29 protein-coding genes, 1 rRNA gene and 1 riboswitch are annotated in these 26,989 nt (G+C 47.7%); of the genes, 28 read left to right on the top strand and 2 right to left on the bottom strand.

Annotated elements, in window-relative coordinates:
• Positions 1–14: 14 nt before the first annotated feature.
• Positions 15–131: ribosomal RNA gene (gene rrf / locus AB4Y93_RS27360) — 5S ribosomal RNA — on the top strand.
• A 43-nt stretch (positions 132–174) separates the two neighbouring features.
• On the opposite strand, the gene AB4Y93_RS27355 is transcribed toward rrf, so the two are convergent.
• Positions 175–705 (bottom strand): transposase, encoded by a 531-nt coding sequence (locus AB4Y93_RS27355; protein WP_441896818.1) that lies wholly within the window; start codon positions 703–705, stop codon positions 175–177.
• A 185-nt stretch (positions 706–890) separates the two neighbouring features.
• Between AB4Y93_RS27355 and AB4Y93_RS27350 the strand changes: the two genes are divergently transcribed.
• From AB4Y93_RS27350 to rsmI, 10 genes are all read left to right on the top strand, one after another.
• Complete coding sequence (locus AB4Y93_RS27350; RefSeq protein WP_167282775.1) at positions 891–1,082, top strand: sigma factor G inhibitor Gin; 192 nt, start codon at positions 891–893, stop codon at positions 1,080–1,082.
• An 86-nt stretch (positions 1,083–1,168) separates the two neighbouring features.
• Complete coding sequence (locus AB4Y93_RS27345) at positions 1,169–2,647, top strand: aminotransferase class I/II-fold pyridoxal phosphate-dependent enzyme (protein WP_441896816.1); 1,479 nt, start codon at positions 1,169–1,171, stop codon at positions 2,645–2,647.
• A gap of 97 nt (positions 2,648–2,744) precedes the next feature.
• On the top strand, positions 2,745–3,380 hold the full coding sequence (gene tmk, locus AB4Y93_RS27340; RefSeq protein WP_441896814.1) for a dTMP kinase: 636 nt from the start codon (positions 2,745–2,747) through the stop codon (positions 3,378–3,380).
• 64 nt (positions 3,381–3,444) lie between these two features.
• Positions 3,445–3,774: a cyclic-di-AMP receptor gene (locus AB4Y93_RS27335; RefSeq protein ID WP_012772016.1), complete on the top strand. Its 330-nt coding sequence runs from the start codon at positions 3,445–3,447 to the stop codon at positions 3,772–3,774.
• 16 nt (positions 3,775–3,790) lie between these two features.
• Positions 3,791–4,234 (top strand): YaaR family protein, encoded by a 444-nt coding sequence (locus tag AB4Y93_RS27330; RefSeq protein WP_441896812.1) that lies wholly within the window; start codon positions 3,791–3,793, stop codon positions 4,232–4,234.
• 121 nt (positions 4,235–4,355) lie between these two features.
• Complete coding sequence (gene holB / locus AB4Y93_RS27325) at positions 4,356–5,333, top strand: DNA polymerase III subunit delta' (protein ID WP_441896810.1); 978 nt, start codon at positions 4,356–4,358, stop codon at positions 5,331–5,333.
• A gap of 4 nt (positions 5,334–5,337) precedes the next feature.
• Positions 5,338–6,144 carry a PSP1 domain-containing protein gene (locus tag AB4Y93_RS27320; protein WP_441896808.1) on the top strand — a complete coding sequence of 269 codons (807 nt, stop codon included), beginning with the start codon at positions 5,338–5,340 and terminating at the stop codon, positions 6,142–6,144.
• 34 nt (positions 6,145–6,178) lie between these two features.
• Positions 6,179–6,595 (top strand): initiation-control protein YabA, encoded by a 417-nt coding sequence (locus AB4Y93_RS27315; protein WP_441896806.1) that lies wholly within the window; start codon positions 6,179–6,181, stop codon positions 6,593–6,595.
• 113 nt (positions 6,596–6,708) lie between these two features.
• The gene (locus tag AB4Y93_RS27310) at positions 6,709–7,359 is read left to right on the top strand and encodes a tRNA1(Val) (adenine(37)-N6)-methyltransferase (protein WP_441896824.1); all 651 of its coding nucleotides are present in this window, start codon (positions 6,709–6,711) and stop codon (positions 7,357–7,359) included.
• Positions 7,360–7,395: 36 nt separating this feature from the next.
• Positions 7,396–8,283, top strand: coding sequence for a 16S rRNA (cytidine(1402)-2'-O)-methyltransferase (gene rsmI, locus AB4Y93_RS27305; protein ID WP_441896804.1), 888 nt, complete (start codon positions 7,396–7,398; stop codon positions 8,281–8,283).
• A gap of 122 nt (positions 8,284–8,405) precedes the next feature.
• Here the strand turns inward: rsmI and AB4Y93_RS27300 are convergent, their stop codons facing one another.
• Complete coding sequence (locus tag AB4Y93_RS27300; RefSeq protein WP_028609554.1) at positions 8,406–8,660, bottom strand: AbrB/MazE/SpoVT family DNA-binding domain-containing protein; 255 nt, start codon at positions 8,658–8,660, stop codon at positions 8,406–8,408.
• A gap of 272 nt (positions 8,661–8,932) precedes the next feature.
• On the opposite strand from AB4Y93_RS27300, the gene AB4Y93_RS27295 reads away from it, so the two are divergent.
• From AB4Y93_RS27295 to mfd, 17 genes are all read left to right on the top strand, one after another.
• Positions 8,933–10,228, top strand: a complete 1,296-nt coding sequence (locus AB4Y93_RS27295; RefSeq protein ID WP_441896802.1) for an HD domain-containing protein — start codon at positions 8,933–8,935, stop codon at positions 10,226–10,228.
• Between the two features lie 30 nt (positions 10,229–10,258).
• Positions 10,259–11,032 carry a TatD family hydrolase gene (locus AB4Y93_RS27290; protein ID WP_441896800.1) on the top strand — a complete coding sequence of 258 codons (774 nt, stop codon included), beginning with the start codon at positions 10,259–10,261 and terminating at the stop codon, positions 11,030–11,032.
• Positions 11,033–11,215: 183 nt separating this feature from the next.
• Positions 11,216–11,424, top strand: a riboswitch (cyclic di-AMP (ydaO/yuaA leader).
• A gap of 241 nt (positions 11,425–11,665) precedes the next feature.
• A complete protein-coding gene (locus tag AB4Y93_RS27285) occupies positions 11,666–12,802 on the top strand; it encodes a ubiquitin-like domain-containing protein (RefSeq protein WP_441896798.1) in 1,137 nt (378 codons plus the stop codon).
• 147 nt (positions 12,803–12,949) lie between these two features.
• Positions 12,950–13,495 (top strand): ribonuclease M5, encoded by a 546-nt coding sequence (gene rnmV, locus AB4Y93_RS27280; RefSeq protein ID WP_441896796.1) that lies wholly within the window; start codon positions 12,950–12,952, stop codon positions 13,493–13,495.
• A gap of 7 nt (positions 13,496–13,502) precedes the next feature.
• On the top strand, positions 13,503–14,396 hold the full coding sequence (gene rsmA / locus AB4Y93_RS27275; RefSeq protein WP_441896794.1) for a 16S rRNA (adenine(1518)-N(6)/adenine(1519)-N(6))-dimethyltransferase RsmA: 894 nt from the start codon (positions 13,503–13,505) through the stop codon (positions 14,394–14,396).
• Positions 14,397–15,423: 1,027 nt separating this feature from the next.
• Positions 15,424–16,317 carry a sporulation peptidase YabG gene (gene yabG / locus AB4Y93_RS27270; protein ID WP_441896792.1) on the top strand — a complete coding sequence of 298 codons (894 nt, stop codon included), beginning with the start codon at positions 15,424–15,426 and terminating at the stop codon, positions 16,315–16,317.
• 155 nt (positions 16,318–16,472) lie between these two features.
• Positions 16,473–16,748, top strand: a complete 276-nt coding sequence (veg, locus tag AB4Y93_RS27265) for a biofilm formation stimulator Veg (protein WP_167282749.1) — start codon at positions 16,473–16,475, stop codon at positions 16,746–16,748.
• Positions 16,749–16,895: 147 nt separating this feature from the next.
• Positions 16,896–17,078 (top strand): small, acid-soluble spore protein, alpha/beta type, encoded by a 183-nt coding sequence (locus tag AB4Y93_RS27260; protein WP_167282747.1) that lies wholly within the window; start codon positions 16,896–16,898, stop codon positions 17,076–17,078.
• Between the two features lie 132 nt (positions 17,079–17,210).
• A complete protein-coding gene (gene ispE, locus AB4Y93_RS27255) occupies positions 17,211–18,065 on the top strand; it encodes a 4-(cytidine 5'-diphospho)-2-C-methyl-D-erythritol kinase (protein WP_441896790.1) in 855 nt (284 codons plus the stop codon).
• Positions 18,066–18,146: 81 nt separating this feature from the next.
• Positions 18,147–18,980 (top strand): pur operon repressor, encoded by an 834-nt coding sequence (purR, locus tag AB4Y93_RS27250; RefSeq protein ID WP_441896788.1) that lies wholly within the window; start codon positions 18,147–18,149, stop codon positions 18,978–18,980.
• 15 nt (positions 18,981–18,995) lie between these two features.
• The gene (locus AB4Y93_RS27245; protein ID WP_441896786.1) at positions 18,996–19,394 is read left to right on the top strand and encodes a RidA family protein; all 399 of its coding nucleotides are present in this window, start codon (positions 18,996–18,998) and stop codon (positions 19,392–19,394) included.
• 129 nt (positions 19,395–19,523) lie between these two features.
• Positions 19,524–19,811 (top strand): septation regulator SpoVG, encoded by a 288-nt coding sequence (gene spoVG / locus AB4Y93_RS27240; protein ID WP_167282740.1) that lies wholly within the window; start codon positions 19,524–19,526, stop codon positions 19,809–19,811.
• 356 nt (positions 19,812–20,167) lie between these two features.
• Positions 20,168–21,568 (top strand): bifunctional UDP-N-acetylglucosamine diphosphorylase/glucosamine-1-phosphate N-acetyltransferase GlmU, encoded by a 1,401-nt coding sequence (gene glmU, locus AB4Y93_RS27235; RefSeq protein ID WP_441896783.1) that lies wholly within the window; start codon positions 20,168–20,170, stop codon positions 21,566–21,568.
• A 58-nt stretch (positions 21,569–21,626) separates the two neighbouring features.
• Positions 21,627–22,277 carry a 50S ribosomal protein L25 gene (locus AB4Y93_RS27230; RefSeq protein ID WP_441896781.1) on the top strand — a complete coding sequence of 217 codons (651 nt, stop codon included), beginning with the start codon at positions 21,627–21,629 and terminating at the stop codon, positions 22,275–22,277.
• Between the two features lie 141 nt (positions 22,278–22,418).
• Complete coding sequence (gene pth / locus AB4Y93_RS27225) at positions 22,419–22,979, top strand: aminoacyl-tRNA hydrolase (RefSeq protein ID WP_441896779.1); 561 nt, start codon at positions 22,419–22,421, stop codon at positions 22,977–22,979.
• A gap of 64 nt (positions 22,980–23,043) precedes the next feature.
• Complete coding sequence (locus AB4Y93_RS27220; RefSeq protein ID WP_441896777.1) at positions 23,044–23,274, top strand: anti-sigma-F factor Fin; 231 nt, start codon at positions 23,044–23,046, stop codon at positions 23,272–23,274.
• Between the two features lie 118 nt (positions 23,275–23,392).
• On the top strand, positions 23,393–26,920 hold the full coding sequence (mfd, locus tag AB4Y93_RS27215) for a transcription-repair coupling factor (protein WP_441896775.1): 3,528 nt from the start codon (positions 23,393–23,395) through the stop codon (positions 26,918–26,920).
• Positions 26,921–26,989 lie beyond the last annotated feature (69 nt).

Here is a 26,989-nt window from a genome sequence, read left to right as displayed (position 1 = left end):
AGCTAACGCTTACGTTTGGTGGCGATGGCGGAGGGGAACCACGCGTTCCCATACCGAACACGACCGTTAAGCCCTCCAGCGCCAATGGTACTTGGACCGCAGGGTCCTGGGAGAGTAGGACGTCGCCAAGCAATAAAGAGCCTGCCGCATTTATGCGGCAGGCTCTTTATTTTGTTATTGATGATAATAAGAGGCCTCATTTTTCTGAAGCCGAAGGATGCCATCCTTGCGCTGCTTAAGGAAGGCAAGGGAGAGGAGCATCCGGGGGATGATTAACCATAAGTGCCAGCATAAGATGCTGATGAAAAGTGATGGTTCAATCCATGGATACGTGATGGCAACAGCACATAGGCCGATCCAGAAGAGATGGCGGTGTACACGGCGGAATAGAGCTAAGCGAATATCATTTGCTGGTTTGAATCCAAACCAAGGTGGGGTGATCCCCCATATCCATCGCCGGTCTACGGCATCCTCTACTCGAATAAAGGCAAGCAATAGGATGATGAGGTGGATGACCTGTACGATAGCAAATCCGATCAGCCAGCTGAACAGTCCATCCTTGCCATACATAAGAAGCTGAAAGCCAAGCAGAATCGCTGCAATTAAGATATGGCTATGGACAAGCTCAGGACGAATGACCTTTCTTCGGATAAGCTTATATTGATAAATTGTAGCTACCTGTTTTTCTAATAAGGATTGACGCATTTTTTACTTCCCTTCATTATTTTGAGATATGGCCTTCTTAATATATCGGTTATTTTGGATTCACCAATTAGGCGGATGCTGCATACGATATATAAATATTTGAAATGGGCTATGAAACAAGTATAAAGCGCTAGAATAAATGCCATAATAGTAGCTATATAGAATGACAGAAAGGCGGGAAAGCTATGTTAGAAGATCGCCAACTTCACTGTAGTATATGTGGGGAGCATAAGGCAGAGGGTGAAGGGATTCGTATTGTTTCCGGATTTATTTGCGAGACATGCGAGTCCGAAATGGTGCGTACAGACGTGAAGGACGCCAAATATCCTTTCTTTATTCATCAAATGAAACAGATTTTTATTGAGAAAAATGCTTGAGCGGACTCTATTATAGGATGCCGCTCTTTTTTTGTGTAGAAATCCGTTACAATAGATGAAAAAGATAGAAGGGAAGCTTTTTTACCATGAAACATTTGCAAGCCCCATTATTTCAAGCTCTAGTTCGACACTATGAAACAAGTCCGGTGAGCTTCCATGTGCCGGGCCATCGATATGGACAAGTATATGAAAATGATCATGAAATAGAGAGTCAGTGGCTGTCAACCATTATGAAACTGGATACAACGGAATTGTCTTCTACCGATGATCTCCACCACCCGGAAGGTGCAATTGCGGAAGCCCAGAAGCTTGCTGCAGCGTGTTTTGGGGCAGAGGAATCCTTTTTCCTTGTAGGGGGAAGTACGTCAGGGAATCTTGCAATGATTCTTGGTGTGTGCGAGCCGGGAGATCTTATCATTGTCCAACGTAATGTCCATAAGTCGGTTATTAACGGGATAAGACTAGCGGGAGCTAAATCCGTATTTGTTATGCCTCGTATGGATGAGGATACAGGTCTTGCAACAACTCCTTCTTATGAAGATATTCGACAGGTTCTCGAGCAATATCCGGAGGCCAAGGCGGTTATGCTTACAAATCCGAATTATTATGGCATGAGTATAAATCTGCGAAGCTATGTGGAGCTAGTCCATTCCTATGACAAGCTGCTATTAATAGATGAGGCACATGGTGCACATTATGGATTTCATCCGTCTTTTCCTGAATCGGCTATTCAGGCTGGTGCAGATGCTGTTGTACAGTCTACGCATAAAACATTATCTGCTTTAACAATGGGAGCGATGCTGCATATACAAGGCAGCCGTATTCCAAGAGAAGCTATTCGTGAAGCACTTTCTGCAATACAAAGCTCCAGTCCTTCTTTTCCAATTATGGCGTCTCTTGATGTTGCACGTGTTATGGTAGATCGTTATCGGTCTACATGGTTCGATAAGGGGTGTAATTCAGCACAGGCTTTTCGGGGCTGGATAGATAGAGAGGGACGAGCTTTAAGAGTATTGCATACAGAAATAACTTCAACAGCGTACGATATGCTGGATCCATTACGAATTGTATTATGGGATGAAACAAGGACATATTCGGGGCTTGAACTGCAAAGAATGCTGGAAGAGCAGGGCTGCTGGGTGGAGATGGCGGATTTAAGGCATGTTGTGCTCGTATGGGGAGGGCGAACAGGGGATGAAGATAGACTTAAGCTGCAAGCGGCCTGTACGCTGATAGAGCAGTTGATTAAAGCTAATCCTGAAAAGAACGGAGAGAGGAAAGTTTCAACTGTTTTTTATCCGGGTAATGGTAATCCAAATGGGTTAAAGCCAGTAGAGTGGAGTCGAAAAAGTAGACTGAATTATAGAACGCTTTTATTGGAAGCTGAAGGTTTTGAGGCTGCGGAAATGGTGATCCCTTATCCTCCTGGTATTCCTATTGTATATCCGGGGGAAGTGCTGACAGCCCAGCTTATTCGTTATATTTCAGCATTAGCTGAGACCGGAGCTAAATTTCAGGGCGCAATCGACAGCACGATGCAGACAATTGCCGTTTATACTCGCTAATTAGGTGAATTTAATTGTACAAGGGTAGTGGCTTTGTTAGAATATAAGTAATACATCTTTACCGTAGTAACTAGTTAAGGTTAGGAGCCGTTAGAAGTTGAATAAGGGCATTTTTATTACAATAGAAGGCGGCGAAGGTGCCGGCAAAACAACACTGATTGAGCGGCTGGTGCATACGATGCAGGAACGGGGCAAACGTGTAGTTACGACCCGTGAGCCAGGAGGCATTCCTATTGCAGAGCGGATCCGTTCCGTAATATTGGACCGCGGTCATACAGCTATGGATGCGCGGACAGAGGCTTTGCTTTATGCAGCAGCAAGACGTCAGCATTTGGTTGAGAAGGTAATGCCGGCTCTCGAAGGCGGTCAAATGGTTATATGCGATCGTTTTGTCGACAGCAGTCTTGCTTATCAAGGCCACGCAAGAGGGCTTGGGATGGATGAAGTCTGGTCGATTAATCGCTTTGCGGTAGATGGAGCGATGCCCCAGTTGACGATTTATATGGATATAGATCCGGAAATGGGGATTGCACGAATCCAATCTTCATGCGGGCGGGAAGTGAATCGTTTGGACTTAGAATCGCTTGCTTTCCACAAGCTTGTGCGGGAAGGTTATCTGAAGCTTCTTGAGCAATTCCCGGAACGGATCGTACGGGTAGATGCGGGAAATACGGCTGATGTCGTATTGGAAGAGGTTATTTTGACGATTGACCGTAGATTTTTTCACAGCTGATGTGCAATAAACACCGTAGGAATGACTTTGTGCCTGTTCTATTAACCAATTGGGAGGAATGAGGATGAAATTAGTCATTGCGATTGTACAAGATAAGGATAGCAACCGTTTATCGAACGCCCTTGTAAAGGATGGGTTCCGCGCTACGAAGCTTGCTAGTACGGGAGGCTTCCTTCGTGCAGGCAATACAACCTTTATGATCGGTATTGAAGACGAGCGTGTTCATGAGGTACTGCAGGTAATCAGCTCGAACTGTAAGGTGAGAGATCAATTAGTTACACCTGTATCTCCAATTGGTGGTTCCACCGATTCGTATATTCCATTCCCTGTAGAGGTGCAAGTAGGGGGCGCAGCGGTATTCGTCGTTCCTGTTGAGCGATTTGAACATTTCTGATGGAGCGTGTTAAGCGATGAAGATCGATCAAAGCTGGCGTCCGCTTGGCCAAAACCGTACAGGCGGGGATACCACTACGAAGCCGGCACAGGTGAGAAGCTTCTCCGATACGATGGTACAGCAAGACGCTCTACGCACGCAGGAACAGCTGCAGCAGAAGCTGGACGAGATTCATAACCAAGGTGAGCGTCTTGCCAGGACGATGACCGTCCGTGAGCTGAAGATGTACCGGCAGATGGTGAAGCGGTTCCTAGAGGATACGGTTAGACGCGGTATAGGGCTTAAAGAGCTGCGCGGTTTTGATCGAAGAGGCAGGACCAAGCGTTACAAACTGCTGGATGAAATTGATTCGGCACTAGTATCGATGGCAGAAGAGCTGTTAGACAGCGAACAAGGCAGAATAGAGCTTCTTGGAAGAATCGGCGAAATTCGCGGGCTTCTAATTAATTTATTGTTTTAAACAAGGTGAAACGGCTCCTCCCCTCTAGTAGGAGGGCGCGTTACATTCCGGAGAATTCTAAGCCCTATGTATAGACAAAGCATATAATTACTTAGAATTAGAGGAAGGATATAGAACAGCAATGAGCATGGAACAAGTAGCCGGCCAATGGAAAGCAAAACGAATATTGAAGCATGCGTTGCAGAGCGGTAAGGTATCGCATGCTTATTTGTTCTACGGCGCTTCCGGTACAGGAAGAACGGCAATGGCAAGAGCATTCGCCAAGGCATTGTTCTGTTCAACTGGCGGTGATGATGCATGCGATCACTGTTTGGAATGCCGTAAGTTCGAAAATGGCAATCAGCCGGATCTGCTTACGATCAAGCCAGACGGGCAATCCATCAAAATCGATCAAATACGCGATCTTCAACGAGAACTTGCCTACCGGGGAAGCGGAACTTCACGTAAGGTATACATTGTAGAGCGTGCAGAGACGATGACCCTTCAAGCGGCTAACAGCTTGCTGAAATTTTTGGAAGAGCCGCTTTCTCCTATTGTTGCGATACTGATTACGGACAATGGACAAGCCGTACTGCCAACGATACGTTCGAGAGCGCAGTGGGTACCTTTCCTTCCATTCTCCGCAAGCGAGATGCTGCAGACTTTAATTGAAGAGGGAACACCTGCCCTTCTAGCACGTGCAGCTGTACAGCTAAGCTCGGGATTAGATGGCGCTAGAGAGATTATCCAACAGAATACGTTTGCAGAAATCAGAAACGTAGTGATACAATTAGGAAAGGAAAGTCTGACCCGATTCACCGCGGGGATGATTACCGCACAGCAGCAATTTTTCAAAACGGACCTTGCAAGTGAAGCGCAGCTATTACTTTCTTTACTTGTGTTATGGTTCAAAGACATGATTCAATTTCAGGCCGGAAGGCAGGAAAGTATTGTTTATATAGATCAGTTGGACTGGATAAGTAAGCATGCGTTTAACCGCCCGATCGAGAGCTGGATTTCTTGTATCGAGCATACGCTTGAAGCGGGTAAGCGAATACGTGCTAACGTATCCCCGCAGCTTGCTGTCGAGCAACTATTGGTAAACCTACAGGAGGGCTAAATCCTTGTATAATGTTGTCGGTGTCCGCTTTAAGAAAGCGGGCAAGATTTATTACTTTGATCCTGCCCTGCACCCCGTGGACAAGGACCAGCATGTCATTGTTGAAACGGCCAGGGGGATCGAATACGGTAAGGTCGTGGTTGGACAGAAAGAGGTCGGTGAAGCAGACGTCGTCCTCCCACTGAAAAAAGTGATCCGGATTGCCAGCGAAGTAGATGCGAAGGTCGTTGAGGAGAACCGTGCGGCCGCTAAGAACGCTTTTACTACCTGTTTGGAGAAGATAAGGGATCATCAGCTTAAGATGAAGCTGGTTGACGTGGAGTTCACGTTTGACCGCAACAAAATTATTTTCTACTTTACAGCTGAAGGAAGAGTTGACTTCCGGGAGCTTGTAAAGGATCTGGCCAGCGTCTTCCGTACACGAATTGAACTTCGTCAAATCGGTGTACGTGATGAAGCGAAGATGCTGGGAGGCATCGGGCCATGCGGGCGTGTATTGTGCTGCTCCTCTTGGCTTGGAGATTTCGAGCCGGTATCCATTAAGATGGCCAAGGATCAGAACTTATCGCTCAATCCTACAAAGATTTCGGGGTTATGCGGCCGTCTTATGTGCTGCTTGAAATATGAGCATGACAATTACGAGAGCTTGCGGGAGGAAATGCCTTCCGTTGGTAAAATCGTCGTCACGTCTTATGGCGAGGGCAAAGTAACAGGCATCAACGCTTCCACGAAGTCTGTATACGTGCAGTTGTTCGATGTGTCGGGTAAACCGAAGGAGCTGCCGTTAGACGATGTGGTTGTGAAGGAATAATGAACGACTACGTTTGAAGCTCTGGGGTGGAAACTTGGAGAACAAAGAAATATTTAATCAGATGGATCAATTGGAAAGCCAGATGGGTGAGTTCCATGTACATCTAGGCGTATTGAAGCAGAGGGTCAAAGAACTGCTGGAAGAGAATCTGCAGCTAAGCATTGAAAATGAACAGCTGCGCAAAATATTAAAGCGCGAGACATCGCCGAAGCCAAAGTCCGCTGCTAATCGTACAGAAGGACAGGCTACCCCGCCTGTCCGTCGGGAGATTGCAGCCCATGCGGAGGAAGATACGGCTAACGATACATCGCAGCAGGCCGGTCTCGTCGGTGAGGCGCATGATAACTTGGCTAGGCTGTATCATGAAGGATTCCACATTTGCAACGTCTACTACGGGCATTTGCGGACGGAAGGAGATTGCTTGTTCTGCTTATCCTTCCTTAATAAATAATAGAACATTGTAAGTTACCGTCCTTGTCATAGAGGGCGGTATCTTTATGTTAGGGGAGTTAGGTCAAGGTGCAGGAAGTAAAACTAGAAACGAATGAACGAATTGATGATTTGATGACGGAGACGGGGCTTCGTATTATTCAAAGCAGAGAAGTATTCAGCTTTTCGCTTGATGCGGTGTTATTAACAAAATTCGCTACAATTCCAAAGCGTGGACGAGTTATTGATCTTTGTACGGGAAATGGTGTTATCCCGATGCTTCTAACGACGAGGACAGGAGCTCAGATCGATGCGGTTGAAATTCAGCCAAGGCTGGCTGATATGGCAAGGCGCAGCGTAGAGATGAACAACTTGTCGGAACAAATCTCGATTATTGAAGCCGATCTAAAAATATTCGCAAAAGAAGCAGGAAATGGTATTTATGATGCAGTAACGGTCAATCCTCCATACATGGCCATTCAAGAAGGAGACCAGAATGAAAACGAGCATTATGCCATTGCCCGCCATGAAGTACATTGTACGCTTGATGATGTTGTTCATGCGTGTGCCAGACTTGTCCGCCCAGGTGGTAAAGTAGCGATGGTTCATCGGCCGTCCCGGTTTATCGATATTATAGAGACGATGCGGAAGTATCGGCTTGAGCCCAAGCGTGTACAATTTGTCCATCCGAGAGCGCAGGGAGAAGCGAATATGGTTCTAATTGAAGCGATTCGTGATGGGAAGCCTGAGCTTAGGCTTTTGCCGCCGATTTTCGTATATGAATAATAGATAGCTGCGTTATTGATGAGAGGGAGCTAGCAAATGGTACGGATACAAAAAAGCTTTAAAGATCTGGCTGATGGTGATTATGGGACTTTATATCTGGTTGCTACACCAATCGGAAATTTGGAAGATATGACGTTCCGGGCAATCCGGACGTTAAAGGAAGTGCAGCTCATTGCTGCTGAAGATACAAGGCAGACAAGAAAGCTGCTTACCCACTTCGAAATTTCTACTAGGCTGGTCAGCTATCATGAGCATAATAAGCAAGCAAGTGGCAGTGAACTCATCCGTTTGCTAATGGACGGCCAATCCATTGCACTTGTAAGTGATGCAGGACTGCCAGCAGTCTCAGATCCTGGTGCTGACCTGGTAGCAGATGCGGTAGAGCAGGGAATCAAAGTTGTACCTATCCCTGGTGCTAATGCTGCGTTATCAGCTTTAATTATCTCGGGATTGCCAACCGATCAGTTTATGTTTACGGGATTTCCTCCAAGGGATAAAAAGCCGCTTGCTGAATGGCTTACTCATCTGAAACACCAAGAGGGAACCTTGATGCTCTATGAATCGCCTCACCGTGTGAAGAAGACACTTGATGCGATGCTGGAGCATTGGGGCGATCGACGGATCGCAATGGTTAGAGAGCTTACGAAGCGGCATGAGGAAGCAGCACGTGGTACGATATCGGAATGTATGGCTTGGTTAGAAGAGCATCCACCTCTAGGTGAATATTGCCTTATTATAGAAGGAGCGGCCTCTGGAGCAAGAGAAGCAGGAGAGAATGGGGAAGTATGGTGGACAGCGTTAGAGCTTGAAGATCATGTCGCTCATTATGAGAATCAGGGAATAGATCGTAAAGAAGCGATAAAAAAAGCGGCACTAGACCGTGGCCTGCCGAAGCGGGATGTTTATAACGCAGTAAACCGATAGTTTACTGCGTTTTAAACGCAAAAAAAGACCTTCCTGGCCGGGTTCTAGCACAGGAAGGCATCAAGGAATATAAAAAGGTTAGAATTAACAAGTTGGTGTATTTCTATTATAACCTATTTTTCTTATTTTGTCACAGGAGTAGGCATTTCAGATAAACAAATATGGCAAACAATTTTGCCTTTGAAGTAAGAAACGTTCTCTGCATTACCACAGAAGATACAAGCAGGCTCGTATTTCTTCAGCATAATACGCTCGCCGTCTACATAAATCTCGAGAGCATCTTTCTCCCCAATACCAAGCGTACGGCGCAATTCAATTGGAATAACAACACGACCTAATTCGTCGACTTTACGAACAATACCAGTAGATTTCATCATAATTTTGTTTCTCCTCTCAGGAAATTACATTTCGTCACTATTCGACATAGTTTTTCTTTTTATGGCTATTATAATACCAACGATTCCCATAATAGTCAACCACAAAAGTCCTTGATAGACCGCGGTTTATGGCAAGTTGACTCTATAGCAAGGTCATATTAATCTAACTATAGAATACATCAGCTTCGACAATTTGGAAACTAAATTACGACACTATTCGACATTCTATCATAGTTTTGTGTCGAAACCATGAACAAGGAGTTGAAGGGCGAATGAATCAGCAACTGACCGAAGAGAAAGTATTTAAGGATCCAGTTCATAAATGTATTTACGTTCAGGATCAGACGATATGGGATTTGATCAATACAAAAGAGTTTCAGAGGCTAAGAAGAATTCGCCAGCTTGGAACCTCTTATTTAACGTTTCATGGTGCCGAACACAGCCGTTTCTCCCATTCTCTTGGAGTCTATGAAATAACGAGAAAGATCATATCACAGTTTGAGCGCAATCATTATCCGGATTGGCCGCAGGAAGAAAGACTTCTGGCCCTATGCGCGGCCTTGCTGCATGACGTTGGTCATGGACCGTTCTCTCATTCGCTGGAGCAGGTGTTCGACACGCATCATGAGCAGTGGACCTGCGCGATCTTGCTTGAGGATACAGAAGTTAATCGCGTGCTTCGCCAAGTTGCTGATGATTTTCCAGAAAAAGTGGCTTCGGTTATTGGCAAGACATATCCGAATCCGATCGTCGTCAGTCTCATCTCCAGCCAAATGGATGCAGACCGTATGGACTATTTGCTGCGTGATGCTTATTTTACAGGTGTCCATTACGGGAACTTTGACCTGGAGCGGATATTGCGCGTACTGCGTCCTTTTCAAGGCAAAATGGTGGTAAAAGAAAGCGGCATGCATGCTATCGAGCATTATTTAATGTCCCGTTATCAAATGTATTGGCAAATTTATTTCCATCCGGTTACACGGAGCTCGGAAATCATATTGCGGCAAATAACTCGTCGGGCGAAGGAGCTGTACGACAACGGTTATTCCTTTGCATGGATGCCCGGACCAATTAACAAACTTCTGGATGGTACGATTACGGTAAAGGATTATCTGAAGCTGGATGAGGCTTATATGCAGACGATCTTCGCACAATGGGCGGAGGAAGGGGATTCTCTTCTTGCCGAGCTATGTGACCGATTCCTCAATCGTCGATTGTACAAATACATTACGCTTAATGATCCAGGAGACTCTTTATTAGAAGAAGCTGCTCAGCAGTTTATCTCGATTGGTCTTAATCCGGATTATCATATGGAAATTGATTTTCCATTTGACCAGCCATACGACATATATCGCCCTGATGCGAAAAAAGGCGGGAAAGAGGAGAAAGCGCCGATTCTGCTTTTAAATGAGGATAACAGCTTAAGCGAAATATCGGTGAAATCCGACATTGTTCATTCCATCAGTGGTCTGCACCAGGGACAATACCATATTTATTATCCGATCGAGCCACTCCTTGCTGCGGCTGATCAATTAAGCGCTAGAGTAAGGGAGCTTTTCAAAATTTAAGGTTTTATATAGAAGGAGATTACAGCTAAGATGATATCTTTATTCGACACACATACCCATTTGGACTCTTCGCAATTCGACAGCGACCGCACAGAAGTTATCGAGCGGGCACGGGCTGCCGGTGTCGATCTCATGATCAACATTGGCTTTAACCGAGAGACGATTCCGACCACAATCGAGCTTGCAGAAAAGTATGATTTTATCTACGCGGCGGTTGGCTGGCATCCAGTGGACAGCATCTACATGGAGCCGGGGGATTTGGAATGGATCGAGCAGCTTTGCTCACATCCAAAGGTCGTTGCGATCGGAGAAATTGGACTTGATTACCACTGGGATACGTCACCAAAGGACGTTCAGCAGCGTGTATTTCGGGAGCAAATCCGCCTCGCTCGGAAGCTGGGTAAGCCAATTGTTATTCATAATCGGGATGCTCATGAGGACATCGTTCGTATTTTGAGAGAAGAAAAAGCATCTGAGGTTGGAGGGGTCATGCATTGCTATTCCGGCAGCTGGGAAACGGCAAAATTATGCCTCGATATGAACTTCTATATCTCCTTCGGAGGGCCTGTCACTTTCAAAAATGCGAGGGTGCCAAAAGAGGTGCTTGCACAGGTTCCACTCGACCGTATATTAATCGAAACAGACTCTCCATATTTGGCTCCTCATCCGTTCAGAGGGAAGCGAAATGAGAGCTCATATGTGTCTTTAGTCGCAGACATGGCAGCGGAGATAACAGGAAAATCCAAGGAGGAAATTGCATTTATTACAAGCGCAAACGGTAAAAAATGTTTTGGTATTGTTTAAAAACGGACTAAAACCACTGAAATAAAGACTATAGCGGCGATAAAACTCTTTTTAATTGGCGGAATCGGCTTTATTTGCCTTCAGAATGCTAAAATTTCGTTAAAATCGTCTTTTAACGCGTCTTTACAATTGTGTGGTCAGGAAGGTATCATTTTTCTCAGAGCTTTAACTTTTGTATTGGATTTCCAGTTTACGCTTAATCTCCGAATCGGAGAGCGGGGGAACCAACGTCGGCAGATGCATGTTTAAAAAGCAAGTTAGCATCATGCGGCGCATTGAATTCTTCAGGGGTGAATTTTGCGGCGATTGCCATGAGCATTCGAACCGTGGATAGGGCAGCTCTCTCGCCCGAACCCGTCAGCTAACCTCGTAAGCGTCTATAGAGAGCGATCAACCTCGTGTATTTACCTTTTCCTGAATGTTTGACTACCCAGGAAGCCACGATCAGATCCTCTGTCGAAGGCTTCTTTTTATTTTCGATTTATGCGGAAATAATCTTTCGTAGGGGTAGATCCAGGAGGTAAGAGGACCGTAACACTGGAGCGTGCTCGTCACGCCAATATACTTAATAGTCACGTCAATGTATCATGCGTAACAGATTGGCGGCGGGGCTATGAAGGAGGACCGATTGAAGTGGGCATGAACCAAGTAATGGAGACCCATGGGAAGCGATCATCCAGCATGACTTTCGCAATGCGATGGAAGCATGAAAATTTGCGTTTAATTGTTCTGAGTGCAATTATCTCAATCGCTATGACTTTCATGTTTTTGGTGTTGTTGTACGGATCGGCTGATAAAAGCGTATCCGTAGTAGTGAATGGACAAGAGACTGTTGTGAAGACAAAACAATGGGTCCTGCAACGCCTACTGGATGAACAAGCTATTACGGTAGGGCCATATGATGAGGTGTCGTCACCTCTAAATGCGTCCATCAAAGACGGAGATCGCATTGAAATTAAACAAGCGGTTCCGGTTACTGTAAAAGCAGATGGCAAGACATCGACGGTGTACACGACAGAGAAAACAGTACAGGCGGCGATCGGGAAATTAAATATTCCTGTTCGCGATCAAGATAGGGTTACCCCATCTCTAGACACGGCCGTTTCGAAGGCGATGACAGTTACTGTTACTCGCGTCGATACCAAAGTGTCGGAAACAGAACGGACTTTGCCGTTCTCGATCGTGAAGAAACAAGATCCAACCCTTGATAAAGGGAAGGAGAAGCTGGTGCAATCCGGCAAGAATGGCCTCGTGATTGAACGCGTGGAGAAGAAGTATGAGAATGGTGTTCTTGTCTCCTCCAAGCTGGTCGACAAGGTTGTGCAGACACATACGGTCAGCCAGGTCGTAGCTATCGGCTCGAAGAAGGATGTACATACACTCTCAAGCAATGCGAGCACGGCCTCGTATTCGAAGAGCGGAGTCACCTTTAAAGCCAAGAAGATTCTGAAGAACGTGACGTTAACCGCTTATTCAGCCGGTGTAGCGTCTACGGGCAAAGATGAGAATCATCCAGGATACGGCATTACGGCTTCCGGTGCGAAAGTGATGGAAGGCCGGACGATCGCTGTTGATCCGGATGTGATTCCAATTGGCTGGTGGGTTTACATTGAAGGCATCGGCTTCCGCAGAGCAGAGGATACGGGCAGTGCAGTCAAAGGAAGTAAGATTGACGTTTATTTTGACAGTACCAGCTATGCTAACAAGTTTGGCCGAAAAAAAGGCTATACGGTGTACGTACTTGGACCCAACAAGCCTTCCGCAAGCTAATTGCTCCATGCTATTATTTCGATGATAAATATGCCATTATAAGAAGAGGCGCTGCCTCTTCTTTTTGTGTGTATAGGTGTGGAGCAGTTACATTCTTACTGACGCAGGAAGATGAGCGAAAGTTGCTGGAGAAAGGAATGTTCGCTTGTGATCAAGGAAATTATTGTGGTGGAAGGCAAAGATGATACAGTCGCTGTAAAGCGGGCTGTTGAAGCAGATACGATTGAGACAAACGGCTCTGCCATCGGTGAGGATGTGCTCAAGCGCATTGAACTGGCCATGGAACGCAGAGGCGTTATTATATTTACGGACCCTGATCATGCTGGTGAGAGAATTCGCAAAATCGTTGCTCGGCGGGTACCCGGCTGCAAGCATGCTTTTTTGCCACAGGAGAAGGCTATGTACAAGGGTGATATCGGTATTGAGAACGCCAGCCCTGAAGCCATTCGTCAGGCGATCTCCGAGCTTCGAACAGAGGAGCCTGCTGGTGTAGGCAATATTACGTGGGAAGACTTAATGGAATCGGGGCTTATTGTTCATCCGGATGCGGCGAATCGCCGTCTTCAGATGGGGAAGCTGCTTGGGATCGGGTATGCGAACGGCAAGCAGTTTTTCAAGCGTTGTACAAGCTTCCGAATCTCCCGAGAAGAGTTTGCAGAGGCATTGCGTACAATGGAACAGGGACAGGAGTGATCGGAGCATGAGTGGAAACGATATGAAGGCGATTGAAGTTGCAACGCCAAAGCGCACGAAAGAAATTATTGCGAAGTACGGGTTCCAATTCAAAAAAAGCTTGGGACAGAACTTTCTGATCGATCAAAATATTTTGCATAAGATTGTGAATGCCGCTGGACTGGACAAGACAAAGGGCGCTTTGGAGATTGGACCAGGTATCGGTGCGCTGACTCAGCATCTGGCTGCTGAAGCGGGTAAGGTAACGGCGATTGAGATCGACAACCGCCTCATTCCGATTCTGGGAGATATTCTGGCGGGCGAAGAGCATGTGCAGGTTGTGCATGGTGATGTGCTTAAGCTGGATCTTAAAAAGCTGTTCGAGGATCATTTCGCTGATGTGACCGGCGTCAGCGTGGTAGCGAATCTGCCGTATTACGTGACGACCCCGATTCTAATGAAGCTGCTGGAAGAGCGTCTGCCGCTTGAGAACATCGTCGTGATGATTCAGAAGGAAGTAGCTGAGCGGATGGCGGCTAAGCCAGGTGGCAAGGAATACGGCAGCTTAAGCGTAGCCGTGCAGTACTATTGCGAGCCGTCACTTGTGTGCATCGTGCCACACACGGTGTTTATTCCTCAGCCGAATGTAGACTCGGCTGTGATTAAGCTGGCGGTGCGCCAGAAGCCGCCAGTGGATGTTGAGGACGAGGCGCATTACTTCCGCATCGTCCAGGCGAGCTTCGCCCAGCGCCGCAAGACGCTTGCGAATAATCTTACGGCGTTCGTGGGCAAGGAACGCCGTGAAGAGATGACGCAGCTGCTGCACAGCTGCGATATTGACCCTGTTCGTCGAGGAGAGACTTTGTCCCTCGACGAATTCGCCCGCATCAGCCGCGCCTTCTTGGCGGCAGGCTGGCGGTAATTTACTCGGCCACGCGTTAGGCCGAGCCCTGTTTGAGTCGGCGGCGAGCCATATCGCCGCCGGCTTTTTATTTTGCCGCTCGCGGCCGCTGCTTTTCGCTCGCCACCTAACCTTCGTAAACTACCCATCACACCACCTAACCTGCGCTTAGTACGGAAAAACCGACTCAATGGCCAGCGAGTGACCCACCGTGGCACCAAACCAGCACTGTAGCACGGAAAAAGCGACTTAATCGCCGTAAACGTCCCACCGCTCCAATCAACCTGCGCTGTAGCACGGAAAAAGCGATTTAATTGCCTGCAAACGGCCCACAGCCTCACTCAATCTGCGCTGTAGTACGGAAAAAGCGACTTACTCGCCTGCGAACGATCATTGCCCCTCCCAACCGCCGATGTACTGCGGAATTCTCTCCTGTTGCCATCTTAGAGGAGCACAATAGTCTAGGCGTGGTGGCGCGCTGACTGGAGGAAGTTACACAATCGATGAAGTGCTAATGAAACTGCGGCTGAGTGCCTAGAAGTTTATTAGAGCACCGATGCAGCGCATCCGCGGTTTGTTCGCACGCACTGCTCTGTTGCTCTTAGAACATCCTTAGCGCCACTTAGAGGCACACAATTACTTCCGCGGCGAGTTAAACGGCGCGGGAATAATATTCTGCGCGGGTGCAGCCCACGAAAAGCACAATGGCGGGCACATGCATCGCCCGCCTCAATCGACGCCGTGCTAAGTGAGGCAGCACGGCACCACCCTGTCTCCCACAAGGAATGTGGGAGATAATTGGGTAGCGCAGGCTATCCGCAAGAGGGTAAGGGGGATCTCCCTTAAGGAGCGGAGCGTCCGCCTTTGCCCTTACTTTGCTACCTAAGAAACATACGTTCAAAGCAAAGTAAGGGCAACAGCGGCCGTAGGGAGATACCCCGTCCCTCAGCGCGGCAGCCGAAGCTCATCGCACTCCCACCATCCGCACAATTTTCTCCGCACATTCCGCCCCCTCCACCCATACGATAGACGAAGAGGTGATTTACCCATGAAGCAAGGGGACCTGGTCGTCCGCAAATCGTATGGCGGTGACGTGCTGTTCCGAGTTGAAGATATGCGATCCGATCAAGCATTAATTAAAGGCACGGACTACCGATTGCTTGCGGATGCGCCAATTCCCGACTTGTCGGTTGTCCGCGACCCTGAATCGACAAGTGCGCGGCAGCAAGTGCAGATTAAAGTAAACGACTCTCTCAAACGTATGCGGCAGGAAAAAGCGCATCTGACGGTGTTATCCAGTCAAGATCGTGCTGCTTCGCAGCAGCAAAACCAGTCTTATTTTGAATTGCCGGGCAAGGTTCTTCATTTGGATGGGGACGGCAACTACTTACGGAAGAGTATGCAGCTGTACCAGACGATGAAAGTGCCGGCACATGGTGTGCATGCTCATGAATCACAAATGGCACAGCTCTTGTACCGTTTGCTGCCGCAGGTAAAGCCGGATATCGTGGTCATTACTGGTCATGACGGTGTGTTAAAAAACCGGGAAGGCGAAGATCTGTACAGCTTAAGCAGCTATAAAAACTCACAAAACTTCGTTAATGCGGTACGCGTCGCCCGCCAATATGAGAAGAACATGGATGGGCTTGTCGTCGTGGCTGGCGCTTGTCAGTCCCACTTTGAGGCACTGCTTCAGGCTGGCTCCAACTTTGCGAGCTCGCCGGGTAGAATATTGATCCATGCCCTGGATCCTGTTTATATTGCGATTAAAGCGAGCTACACGTCAGTTCGCGAATCGATTAACCTTTCAGATGTTATCCATGGCACGATCAGCGGCATTGATGGAGTTGGTGGGATTGAGACGATGGGGCGGCATCGGATGGGCTTACCGAAGCCGAAAAAAGTGACTACATCGACGGCAAGTATGAAGATAACGTCTTAATATGTACATGTTTTCTCCGATTATGCATCAAATTCGAAAAAATGGGCGAAAACACCGTTGACAATTTAATAACATGGCTGATATAATATTTTGCCTCATTTGACAAACTGCCTCTTTCTGGTTATAATGGACAAGGAAAGAGGTGGTAGTGGACAATGGCAAAAAATGCGCTATTGGAAATTAAACGCAATTTGGAAGCTCACGTAGGTTCCAAAATCCGTCTTCGAGCTAACGGTGGCCGTCGAAAGACCATCGAACGTACCGGCACGTTAGAAGAAATCTACCCTTCTGTTTTCATTGTCAAACTGGATCAGGAATCTCAATCGTTTAAACGCGTTTCCTACAGTTATGCGGATATACTGACAGAGTCGGTGGAAGTGACCGTATGCAATGATGAAGGTCAAGTCCGAATTACCCATATTCAACAATAGATGCACATCTCAATTACGAGTTTAGACGCGAATCCCTGGATTCGCGTTCTTTTTCTATCTGCCCCTTTTCCTGCATAAGCGGCAGCGTTCGAAGCGCATAATAAGACGCAATCACTTTCATTTCTTATGACAGGAGGTGCGTACGATATGGGCCGTAGAAGAAGCGTTATGTCAGAGCAGTTGAAATATGAATTGGCCAAAGACCTCGGTTTTATCGATACTGTGCAGCAAGAAGGCTGGGGCGGGATTAGTACAAAGGATGCCGGCAATATGGTAAAGCGGGCAATCCAGCTTGCCGAGCAGGCTGCTGCAAAGTCTAACGGACAATAGCTGCAGGCTGTGATTATATTGCAAACAAAAGCTAAGAGAGCGAGGCGCTTAAAGCCAGCGCTGACCTCTTAGCTTTTCTTGTGCCCGTTTGTTATAATGTTGCTTAGCTAACAACGAACGGGAGAGCTTGCCATGAAAATATACGAAAAGGCTCCGGCGAAAATTAACCTGATGCTTGACGTCATGAGGAAGCGGGAAGACGGCTTCCATGAGGTCGAGATGATCATGACGATGGTCGATCTTGCAGACAGGCTGGAACTTGAGGAACTGCCGAGGGATACGATTATTATTTCAAGCCAGGCTGGATACATACCGCTGGATGAGAAGAACTTGGCCTTCCAGGCAGCAAGGCTCATTAAAGAGCGCTATGATGTCCGTAAGGGCGTTTATATTCATTTGGATAAAAAGATACCGGTAGCAGCTGGACTAGCAGGCGGCAGCAGTGACGCTGCAGCTGCACTGCGCGGATTAAACCGGCTCTGGCAGCTTAATATTCCGGAGGACGAGCTGTGCCGTCTTGGTGCGGAGCTTGGCTCCGATGTACCGTTCTGCGTAACGGGCGGTACAGCAATTGCACGAGGCCGCGGAGAGAAGCTCGAGCAGATCAGCAACCCACCGCAATGCTGGGTCGTGCTGGCCAAGCCTCCAATTAACGTGTCAACCGCTGATGTATACGGCAAACTGCGAGCGAACGAGCTGAAGAACCATCCTTCTACACAGGAGATGGTATCGGCAATTGAACGTGGTTCATTCTCGGATATTTGTGCCGGGCTAGGCAATGTCCTTGAGAATGTTACCCTGGATTTATATCCGGAAGTGCTGCAGCTGAAAGAAAGCATGCAAAAGCTAGGTGCTGATGGCGTCCTGATGTCGGGCAGTGGACCAACCGTTTTTGGTCTTGTTTCGAAGGAAGCCAAGCTTCCACGTATCTATAATGGGCTTCGAGGTTTTTGTAAAGAAGTATACGTGGTAAGAATGCTGACATAATGCTGACGTTTCCCTTGATTAAATCCGTATAAAAATGTTATATTGACTTTATATTATTCGGATTTAGTGGGGGGAATGACTTTGAAAAAATTGAAGCGAAGCGCAAGACTGGTAGAGATGACGCAATATTTGCTGAGTCGTCCCCACACGTTAATTTCGTTAACAGCATTTGCTGATCGCTATCAGTCTGCGAAGTCTTCCATTAGTGAAGATTTGGCCATTATAAAAGAGGTCTTCGAGGAAGAAGGCTTTGGTGAGTTAAATACACTTGCTGGTGCTGCAGGCGGGGTTAAATATACGCCTAAGATGCACACCTCTACAGCTTTATCGATTATGGAGAACATTTGCCGCCAACTGGAACAGCCTGAAAGGGTACTGCCGGGCGGTTATTTGTATATGACCGATATGCTGGGACAGCCAGAGTTACTGGCCGATATTGGACGGATGTTCGCGACGGCTTTTGCTAATCGAAATATTGACGTGATTATGACAGTTGAGACAAAGGGGATTCCGCTTGCTTATGCAACGGCTGCCTGCCTCAACCTGCCAGTTGTTATTGTAAGACGAGATAATAAAGTGACCGAGGGCTCAGCAGTAAGCATCAATTATGTATCCGGCTCCAATAAGCGGATCCAGACGATGTCATTGGCTAGACGCGCCTTGAAGGAGCAGTCCCGCGTCCTTATTATTGATGATTTCATGAAGGCCGGCGGAACGATTCAAGGGATGATGGATTTGCTGTATGAATTCAAAGCGACCGTTGCTGGCGTTGGGGTATTCGTAGAGTCAGGTGAGGTCGAAAATGAAGAGCGTCTGCTCGAGGATTACGTCTCGCTTGCGACCTTGACAGCTGTTGATCTTAAGACAAAGCAAACCAAAGTGATACCGGGCAACTATTTTAATACACAGGTGTAGAAAGGTTGGGAATTCATGACGACAGAAGGTAAGCTGCAAGTTATTTCGACGGATAAGGCGCCAGCCGCAATTGGGCCGTATTCGCAGGCAATTAAGCTTGGAGATCTCTTATTTACATCGGGCCAAATTCCGCTGGATGCATCTGGTCAATTGATAGAGGGCGGAATTGAGGAGCAAACGCACCAGGTATTCCGTAATTTACAGGCTGTATTAGAAGAAGCAGGTGTAACATTTAATAATGTTGTAAAAGCAACTGTATTTATGAAAGATATGAATCAATTTACAATTGTAAATGGCATCTATTCCTCGTACTTTGGCGACCATAAGCCAGCACGCTCAGCCGTTGAAGTAGCAAGGCTTCCGAAGGATGTTCTTGTCGAAATCGAAGTCATTGCATCGACTGTTGTCGAATAGAAACGAAAAATAATTAAACTTAAAAAATATTTTTAAATATCGCATTTTTTTCCAAAAAAATAAAAGGATTTTGCACAAAAATGTGGAAGTATACACCAAGTCTCAGATAGGCAAAGGTGGTGAACACAAGTGCAAATTACTGATGTCAGACTCCGCCGCGTAAATTCGGAAGGGCGTATGAAAGCTATTGCTTCTATCACGATTGACAATGAATTCGTTGTTCACGATATTCGCGTCATCGATGGTAACAATGGCATGTTTGTGGCTATGCCAAGCAAACGTACGCCAGATGGAGAATTCCGGGATATCGCTCACCCAATCTCTTCGACAACCCGGGAGAAAATCCAAGCTGCTGTACTCGCTGAATATGAGCGTGCAGCAGTGGAAGAAGTAGTAGCAATCGAAGAAGGAGCTTAAGCCTATCCATTAAGCTACGGAATTGTCCCCATTCGTGGATGGCGAATGCCGCTCACGGATGGGGACTAATCAGGAAAGAGGGCCGAGAGGCTCTCTTTTCTTTTTGCGTATTATGGGATATAGTCTTAAACAAGGTGAAACGGCAGTGTCGACTATGAGGCTATGCGCGTTTCAATCCGAAGAATTCTAAGTATCATTTATAGGATAAGTCTTATTAATTATTAGAATTCAAGGTGAAACGGCACATGCTCTTTTTTGGTGCGGGGTGCGTTTCATTCCCAGGGATTTTAAGCCCTGTATATGAGAAATTATACTTTCTTATAAATTCAAAAGAGGTTGTGTAGGAGGTATTACGGTTGAAAGTGATGGCGATTGTACTGGCTGCCGGTCAAGGTAAGCGGATGAAATCGAAACTATATAAAGTTTTGCATCAAGTAAGCGGCAAGCCGATGGTAGAGCATGTACTAAATACAGTTAGTGAGGCAAAGAGTGAGCGTACGGTTGTAATCGTAGGTCATGGGGCTGAGATGGTGAAAGGTTATCTTGGCGATCGTGCAGAGTATGTCCTGCAGGAGCAGCAGCTTGGAACGGGTCATGCCGTCCGCCAGGCGGAAGCACTTCTAGGCTCCGAGGAAGGCACTACAATTGTTATTTGCGGTGATACACCTCTAGTACAAGCAGAGACTATTGAAGCGATGCTGGCTCTGCATACGTCAAGTGGAGCAGCAGCGACTGTGCTGACGGCTTCTTTCGATAACCCTACCGGGTATGGTCGCGTGATCCGCGGCGTTGACGGTGCTGTAGAACGCATTGTCGAGCAGAAGGACTGCTCTCCTGCAGAAGCGGCTGTGAAAGAAATAAATACAGGCACCTATTGCTTTGACAATAAGAAGCTGTTCGCTGCACTTGCAGAAGTGAAAAGTGACAACGCGCAAGGCGAATTCTACCTGACGGATGTCGTAGGTATTTTCCGTCAAGCGGGAGATTCGGTCCAAGCTTATTGCACGCCGGACCTGGCTGAAGCTATCGGTGTTAATGATCGTGTAGCGCTTGCAGAAGCTGAGCGTTTCATGCGCGAGCGTATTAACCGTAAGCATCTGATCGAAGGCGTTACGATTATTGACCCGGCTAATACGTATATTGAAGCGGGTGTGCGCATTGGTGCTGATACGATAGTATATCCGGGCACGATTCTGCGCGGTACAACTGTCATTGGCGAGGATTGCGTCATTGGACCACAGGCAGATATTACGAATTCCGAGATTCATAGCGGGGCATCGGTGAAATATTCGACGGTTGCTGATTCGGTTGTAGGCAAAGAGAGCACGGTTGGCCCTTACGCGAATCTGCGTCCAGGCTCGAAGCTTGGTGAGGGCTGCAAGATCGGTGACTTTGTTGAGCTGAAAAACGCAACGCTTGGTGATGGCAGCAAAGTATCGCATCTGAGCTATGTTGGCGATGCAGTTGTCGGTAAAGACGTTAATATCGGCTGCGGCGCGATTACGGTCAATTATGACGGCTTTAATAAAGCGATCACGGAAATTGGCGATAACGCCTTTGTCGGCAGCAACGTAAACCTGATTGCACCTGTGAAGCTTGGCGAAGGCGCTTATGTCGTAGCGGGTTCGACGATTACACATGACGTTCCATCGGGCGATCTGGCGATTGCCCGCCAGCGTCAGGAGAATAAATCAGGCTATGCGGATAAAATCCGTGCACGGGCGAAAGCGAAGAAAGAAAGAAGCAAAAAAGAATAGGTTTTCCAGAGGTTGGGCAAAGTGATATGGAAATTGACTTTCAGGAGGTTCCTATCAAATGTCCATATCGATGACAGCAGAACAAAGAACGACGCATATGAAAAGCGAGCTCCGCAGCTTAAGAGCAAGCGGCAAAGTGCCAGGTGTTGTGTACGGCAAGCAGCTTGCTTCTCCAGCATCAATTGCATTGCCTGAGAAAGAGCTGCTCGCCTTGCTGCGCTCCCATCCGAATGCAGTCGTTGAGCTGGAAATCCCAGATGCCGGCAAGCAGTCGGTCATGATTGCGGCGGTGCAGCGTGAGAAGCTGTCTCATAAGCTGCTTCATGTGGATTTCCATCAGATCAATATGAATGAAGAAGTGACGGCGCATGTCCGCATTGACCTCGTAGGCGATTCGCAGGGTGAGCGTGAGGGCGGTATCGTGCAGGCTTTGCTGCATGAACTGGAAGTACGCTGTCTGCCTGGAAGTATTCCTGATACGATTCCTGTAGATGTAACGGGACTTCTGATGGGCAGCAGCTATCTGGTTGGCGATGTTCAAGTTCCAGCCGGTGTGACGATTGTAACGGATCCTTCAGCGGTTCTTGTTACCATCCTGGTTCCTCAGAAGGATCTGACAGCGGAGGAAGCTGAGGCACAGGAAGTAGAAGCGAAAGAAGCGGCATCTCGTTCAACAGAAGCACAGATGCATGAAGTTGATTTTGCATAGTGAGGCATAAACGAACGGTATCGTCCTGAGAAGGGGCTGATACCGTTTCTTCCTTTATTGCTTTATTGCAGAGAAGGGAATCATACCCATCATGTAGAATAAAAAGAAATATAAGCAGATGAGATTGGAGAGCAGGATAGCATGAAGTGGATTGTAGGGCTGGGGAATCCCGGGACAACCTATCAGGGCACACGGCATAATGTAGGGTTTATGGTGATTGATGAGCTGGCGCGGCGCTGGAATATTCAAGTGACGCAGAGCAAATGCAAGGCCCTGATCGGTGAAGGTCATGTGCAGGGCATAAAGGTTGCTCTCATTAAACCGATGACATATATGAACCTGTCTGGTGAATCGGTACGGGGCTTCCTTGATTATTACAAGGCTGATCGGGAAGATGGACTTATTGTATATGATGATATGGACACCGAGATCGGCAAGATTCGATTGCGTTACCAGGGCAGTGCTGGCGGCCATAACGGGATCAAGTCACTTATTCAGCATTTGGGCACGCAGCAGTTCAACCGGGTAAGGATGGGCATTTCAAGGCCTCAGCCGGGTCGGAATATTGCGGACTATGTATTGGATAACTTCCCGAAGAGCGAGCAGGAAGCTCTTAAAAGCATGATTGAACAGGCTTGTGATGCAGTCGAATATTCTTTAAAGGCAAATTTCGAGAATACGATGGCCAAGTTTAACAAGTAGACCGCCTAAGCTCGCATAATTCGGGCATACTGAAGGGTATAACCAATCTTCAGGAGGCATACATATGGCTGTAAACTATATTTGCCGGCACTGCCGGACGCCAATGGGGACTATCGATGAGAAGGATATTTCGGAAACCAAGCTGGGTTTCCATTTCTTGACCCCCGAAGAGCGCAGCGATATAATAGCGTATAACTTGAACGGCGACGTAACAGTCAAAGTCGTATGCGACTATTGCCGTGAGGCGCTTGAGGCGAATCCGGAGCTGCTCCTTGTCGTTAATCCGCTGCAATAATCGGAATAATCGCATAGTGCTTTAGAGCCTTAGCATCTGGCTGAGGCTTCTTTTCGATGATTCTACTTGTAAAGCTTCTATTGTTTTGCTTGTGTATAGAAACGGGGTGCCTAAACGATTGAAAGCGTTAGTACAGGCTTTTGCTGCGGATCCGGACGTACAGTCGATTATTACCGGTGTCCGTAAAGGAATGCGCGAGCAGATGATATCGGGTCTTGCTGGTTCTTCCAGGCAAGTACTCGTAGCGGCGGTGAAGGAAGACTTAGATCGCCCGCTGCTTGTCGTCACGCATAATATGTATGCTGCACAAAAGATTGCCGAGGATTTGCAGGAATGCTTCTCGGCCGATGATGTATTATTATATCCCGCGAATGAGCTGGTAGCTGCCGAAGCAGCGATCTCGAGTCCTGAGACGCTGGCGCAGCGAATGGATGTGCTGATTAAGCTGTCCGAAGGCTTCCGCGGGATTATTGTCGTTCCATTTTCTGGTATTCGGCGTTATCAGCCGATTAAGGGAGTTATGTCCGATGCCAAGATAAACGTCAAGGTAGGCGACACGCTGGAGCTGGACGCGTTCCTGCGCCAAATGACGGGTCTAGGTTATTTGCGTGCGGACCGCGTTGAGTCGAAGGGCGAGATGAGTGTACGAGGCGGTATTGTCGACTTTTACCCGCTGACGGCAGAGCTTGCTTACAGGATTGAGTGGTTTGGCGACGAAGTGGATTCTATCCGTACCTTCGAACCTTCTGATCAACGCTCGCTTGATAACCTAAAGACGTTTACTGTAACGCCTTGCCAGGAGATCGTAGCAGATAAGGGCCGCTTTAATGCGGCTGCGGAGCATGCGGCGTCATTGCTTGCTCAGCAGCTGGAGAAGATGACGGACCGTGCGGCCAAGGAACGTCTGCGTCAAGAAATTGGCGGCGAGATTGAGAAGCTGCGGGAGCATGTGTATTTCCCTGAAATCTATAAATATATATCTATGCTATACCCAGAGAGACAAACGATTCTGGACTATGTGCCGGATGATACTCTCCTTATTCTCGATGAGCCGACTCGTCTTATTGAGACTGCACGTCAATTGGAGCGGGATGAAGTTGAATGGTCGACGCATCTGCTCTCCAACGGCAAATCGCTGCCAAGCTTCACGCTGGCACGGGATGCGGATGATATTCTCCATCATCGCAAATTCCAGACGTTATTCCTGTCGCTCTTTCTGCGTCAAATTCCGCATTCACAGCCGCAAAATATTTTAAATATGACCAGCCGGGCGATGCAAAATTTCCATGGGCAAATGAACGTGCTCAAAGCGGAGATGGAACGCTGGAAGAAGACGGGTGCGAAAGTCATGATGCTGGGCGGCAACACGGAGCGGATCGACCGGATTCGCCGCGTGCTGCAGGATTATCATATTGAGCCTCCGATCCTGATTGAGGGCAACCTGCAATCCGGCTTTGAGCTGCCATCTTCCCATCTCGTTATTATTACGGAAGGCGAGATGTTCTCGCAGAAGCAGCGTAAGGCGCGTCGTGTGGATAAGAAGATTGACAATGCCGAGCGGATCAAGAGCTATACCGAACTCAAAGTCGGCGATTATGTCGTTCACCAGAACCATGGTATCGGCAAATATGTCGGCATTGGCACGCTTGAGATTGCGGGAATCCATAAGGATTACCTTCACATCTTGTATGCGGGCGGCGATAAGCTGTCTGTGCCGGTCGAGCAGGTCGACATGATCCAGAAGTATGTTGGTTCCGAAGAGAAGGAGCCGAAGGTTAATAAATTAGGCGGGAGTGAATGGGTACGGGCGAAAAATAAAGTCCGTGCATCAGTACAGGATATTGCCGACGATCTGATTAAGCTGTATGCGCAGCGCCAGACGGCAGCTGGGTTTGCTTTTGGCCAAGATACGGCCTATCAGAATGAGTTCGAGGAGATGTTCCCGTACGATGAGACGAGGGACCAACTCCGGGCGATTGAAGAGATCAAGAAGGATATGCAGAAGGCACAGCCGATGGACCGGCTTCTATGCGGCGATGTTGGTTACGGTAAAACAGAGGTTGCGGTCCGAGCTGCTTTTAAGGCTGCGATTGAGGGTAAACAGGTAGCGATCCTTGTGCCAACGACGATTCTTGCGCAGCAGCATTACGAAACGTTCCGCGAGCGCTTCTCAGGCTATCCATTTAATATTCAGGTACTTAGCCGTTTCCGTTCCCGCAAGGAGCAGACCGATACGATGAAGGGGCTGAAGGCGGGCACCGTTGATGTTGTAATCGGGACGCATCGCCTCTTGTCACAGGATATTATTTTCAAAGATTTGGGACTGCTTATCGTCGATGAGGAGCAGCGGTTTGGCGTGTCGCATAAAGAAAAGCTCAAAAAGCTGAAGACAAACGTTGACGTATTGACCCTGACCGCTACTCCTATTCCGCGGACACTTCATATGTCGATGCTGGGTGTACGCGATTTGTCAGTTATCGAGACACCACCGGAGAACCGCTTCCCGGTGCAGACGTACGTTGTGGAATACAGCACTTCTTTGGTGCGTGAAGCGATTGAGCGGGAGCTGGCGCGTGGCGGGCAAGTCTATTACTTGTATAACCGCGTGCAGGGTATCTATCAAATGGCTGAGCAGATTAATGCACTTGTACCAGATGCGAAGGTAGCTGTTGGCCATGGTCAAATGTCCGAAACAGAGCTTGAGAAGACGATTCTTGATTTCCTCGACGGTGAATCTGATGTGCTCGTCAGCACGAGCATTATTGAGACCGGGGTTGATATACCTAACGTAAATACACTTATCGTGCATGATGCGGATAAAATGGGCCTTTCCCAGCTGTACCAGCTGAGGGGGAGGGTTGGCCGCTCGAATAGGATCGCTTACGCCTACTTCACCTATCAAAGGGACAAGGTTCTCACTGAGGTGGCGGAGAAGCGTCTGCAATCAATTAAGGAATTTACGGAGCTTGGCTCTGGCTTCAAGATCGCTATGCGCGACCTTGCGATTCGCGGAGCGGGTAATTTGCTTGGCGCAGAGCAGCACGGGTTCATTGCTTCTGTCGGCTTCGATCTGTACTCACAGATGCTTGCTGATGAGATCGCGAAGCGTAAAGCGGAGATGGATGGCGTAGAGGTGAAGGAAGAACGTCCTATTACCACGCACATTGATGTAAGTATTGATGCTTACCTACCTTCCGATTACATCTATGATAGTATTCAGAAGATCGAGATCTACAAGAAGGTTGCGACTGTTCAATCCATTGAGGAGTCAGAGGATCTGGCTGAGGAATTGATCGATCGGTTCGGTAATCTGCCGCAGGCGGTTGATAATTTATTGTCCGTTGCAAGGCTTAAGGTCTATGGTGCGCAATACGGGATTGAGCAGATCAGCCAGAAGGGTGATGATCTGATCGTTCGCTTCGGGGAACGTGAGAAGAAGCGTATTGATCGTAAAATCGTCGACCAGCTCTGTGTATCGTACGAGAATCGGTTCCGACAAGGCGCGCTGCAAGATGAGCAGCCTTCGCTTTTGCTTCGCGGCAAGGGGCTTGAAATGGATCAGAAGGTTCAACTTTTGGAGCAATTCTTGAAGCAGTTCAAAAATGCGAGAAAAGTCGAAGAAGCGCTGCAGGACGCGAAGACTTGATAGTATAAAATATAAGAAAGTGAAATGTGTTCCTTTATGCTGGGCTTCTTCGGAAAAAACTTGTCTGGC

It is taken from the genome of Paenibacillus sp. YAF4_2, assembly GCF_052113225.1.
Taxonomy (GTDB): Bacteria; Bacillota; Bacilli; order Paenibacillales; family Paenibacillaceae; genus Pristimantibacillus.
This window is presented reverse-complemented; position numbering and strand designations above follow the sequence as displayed.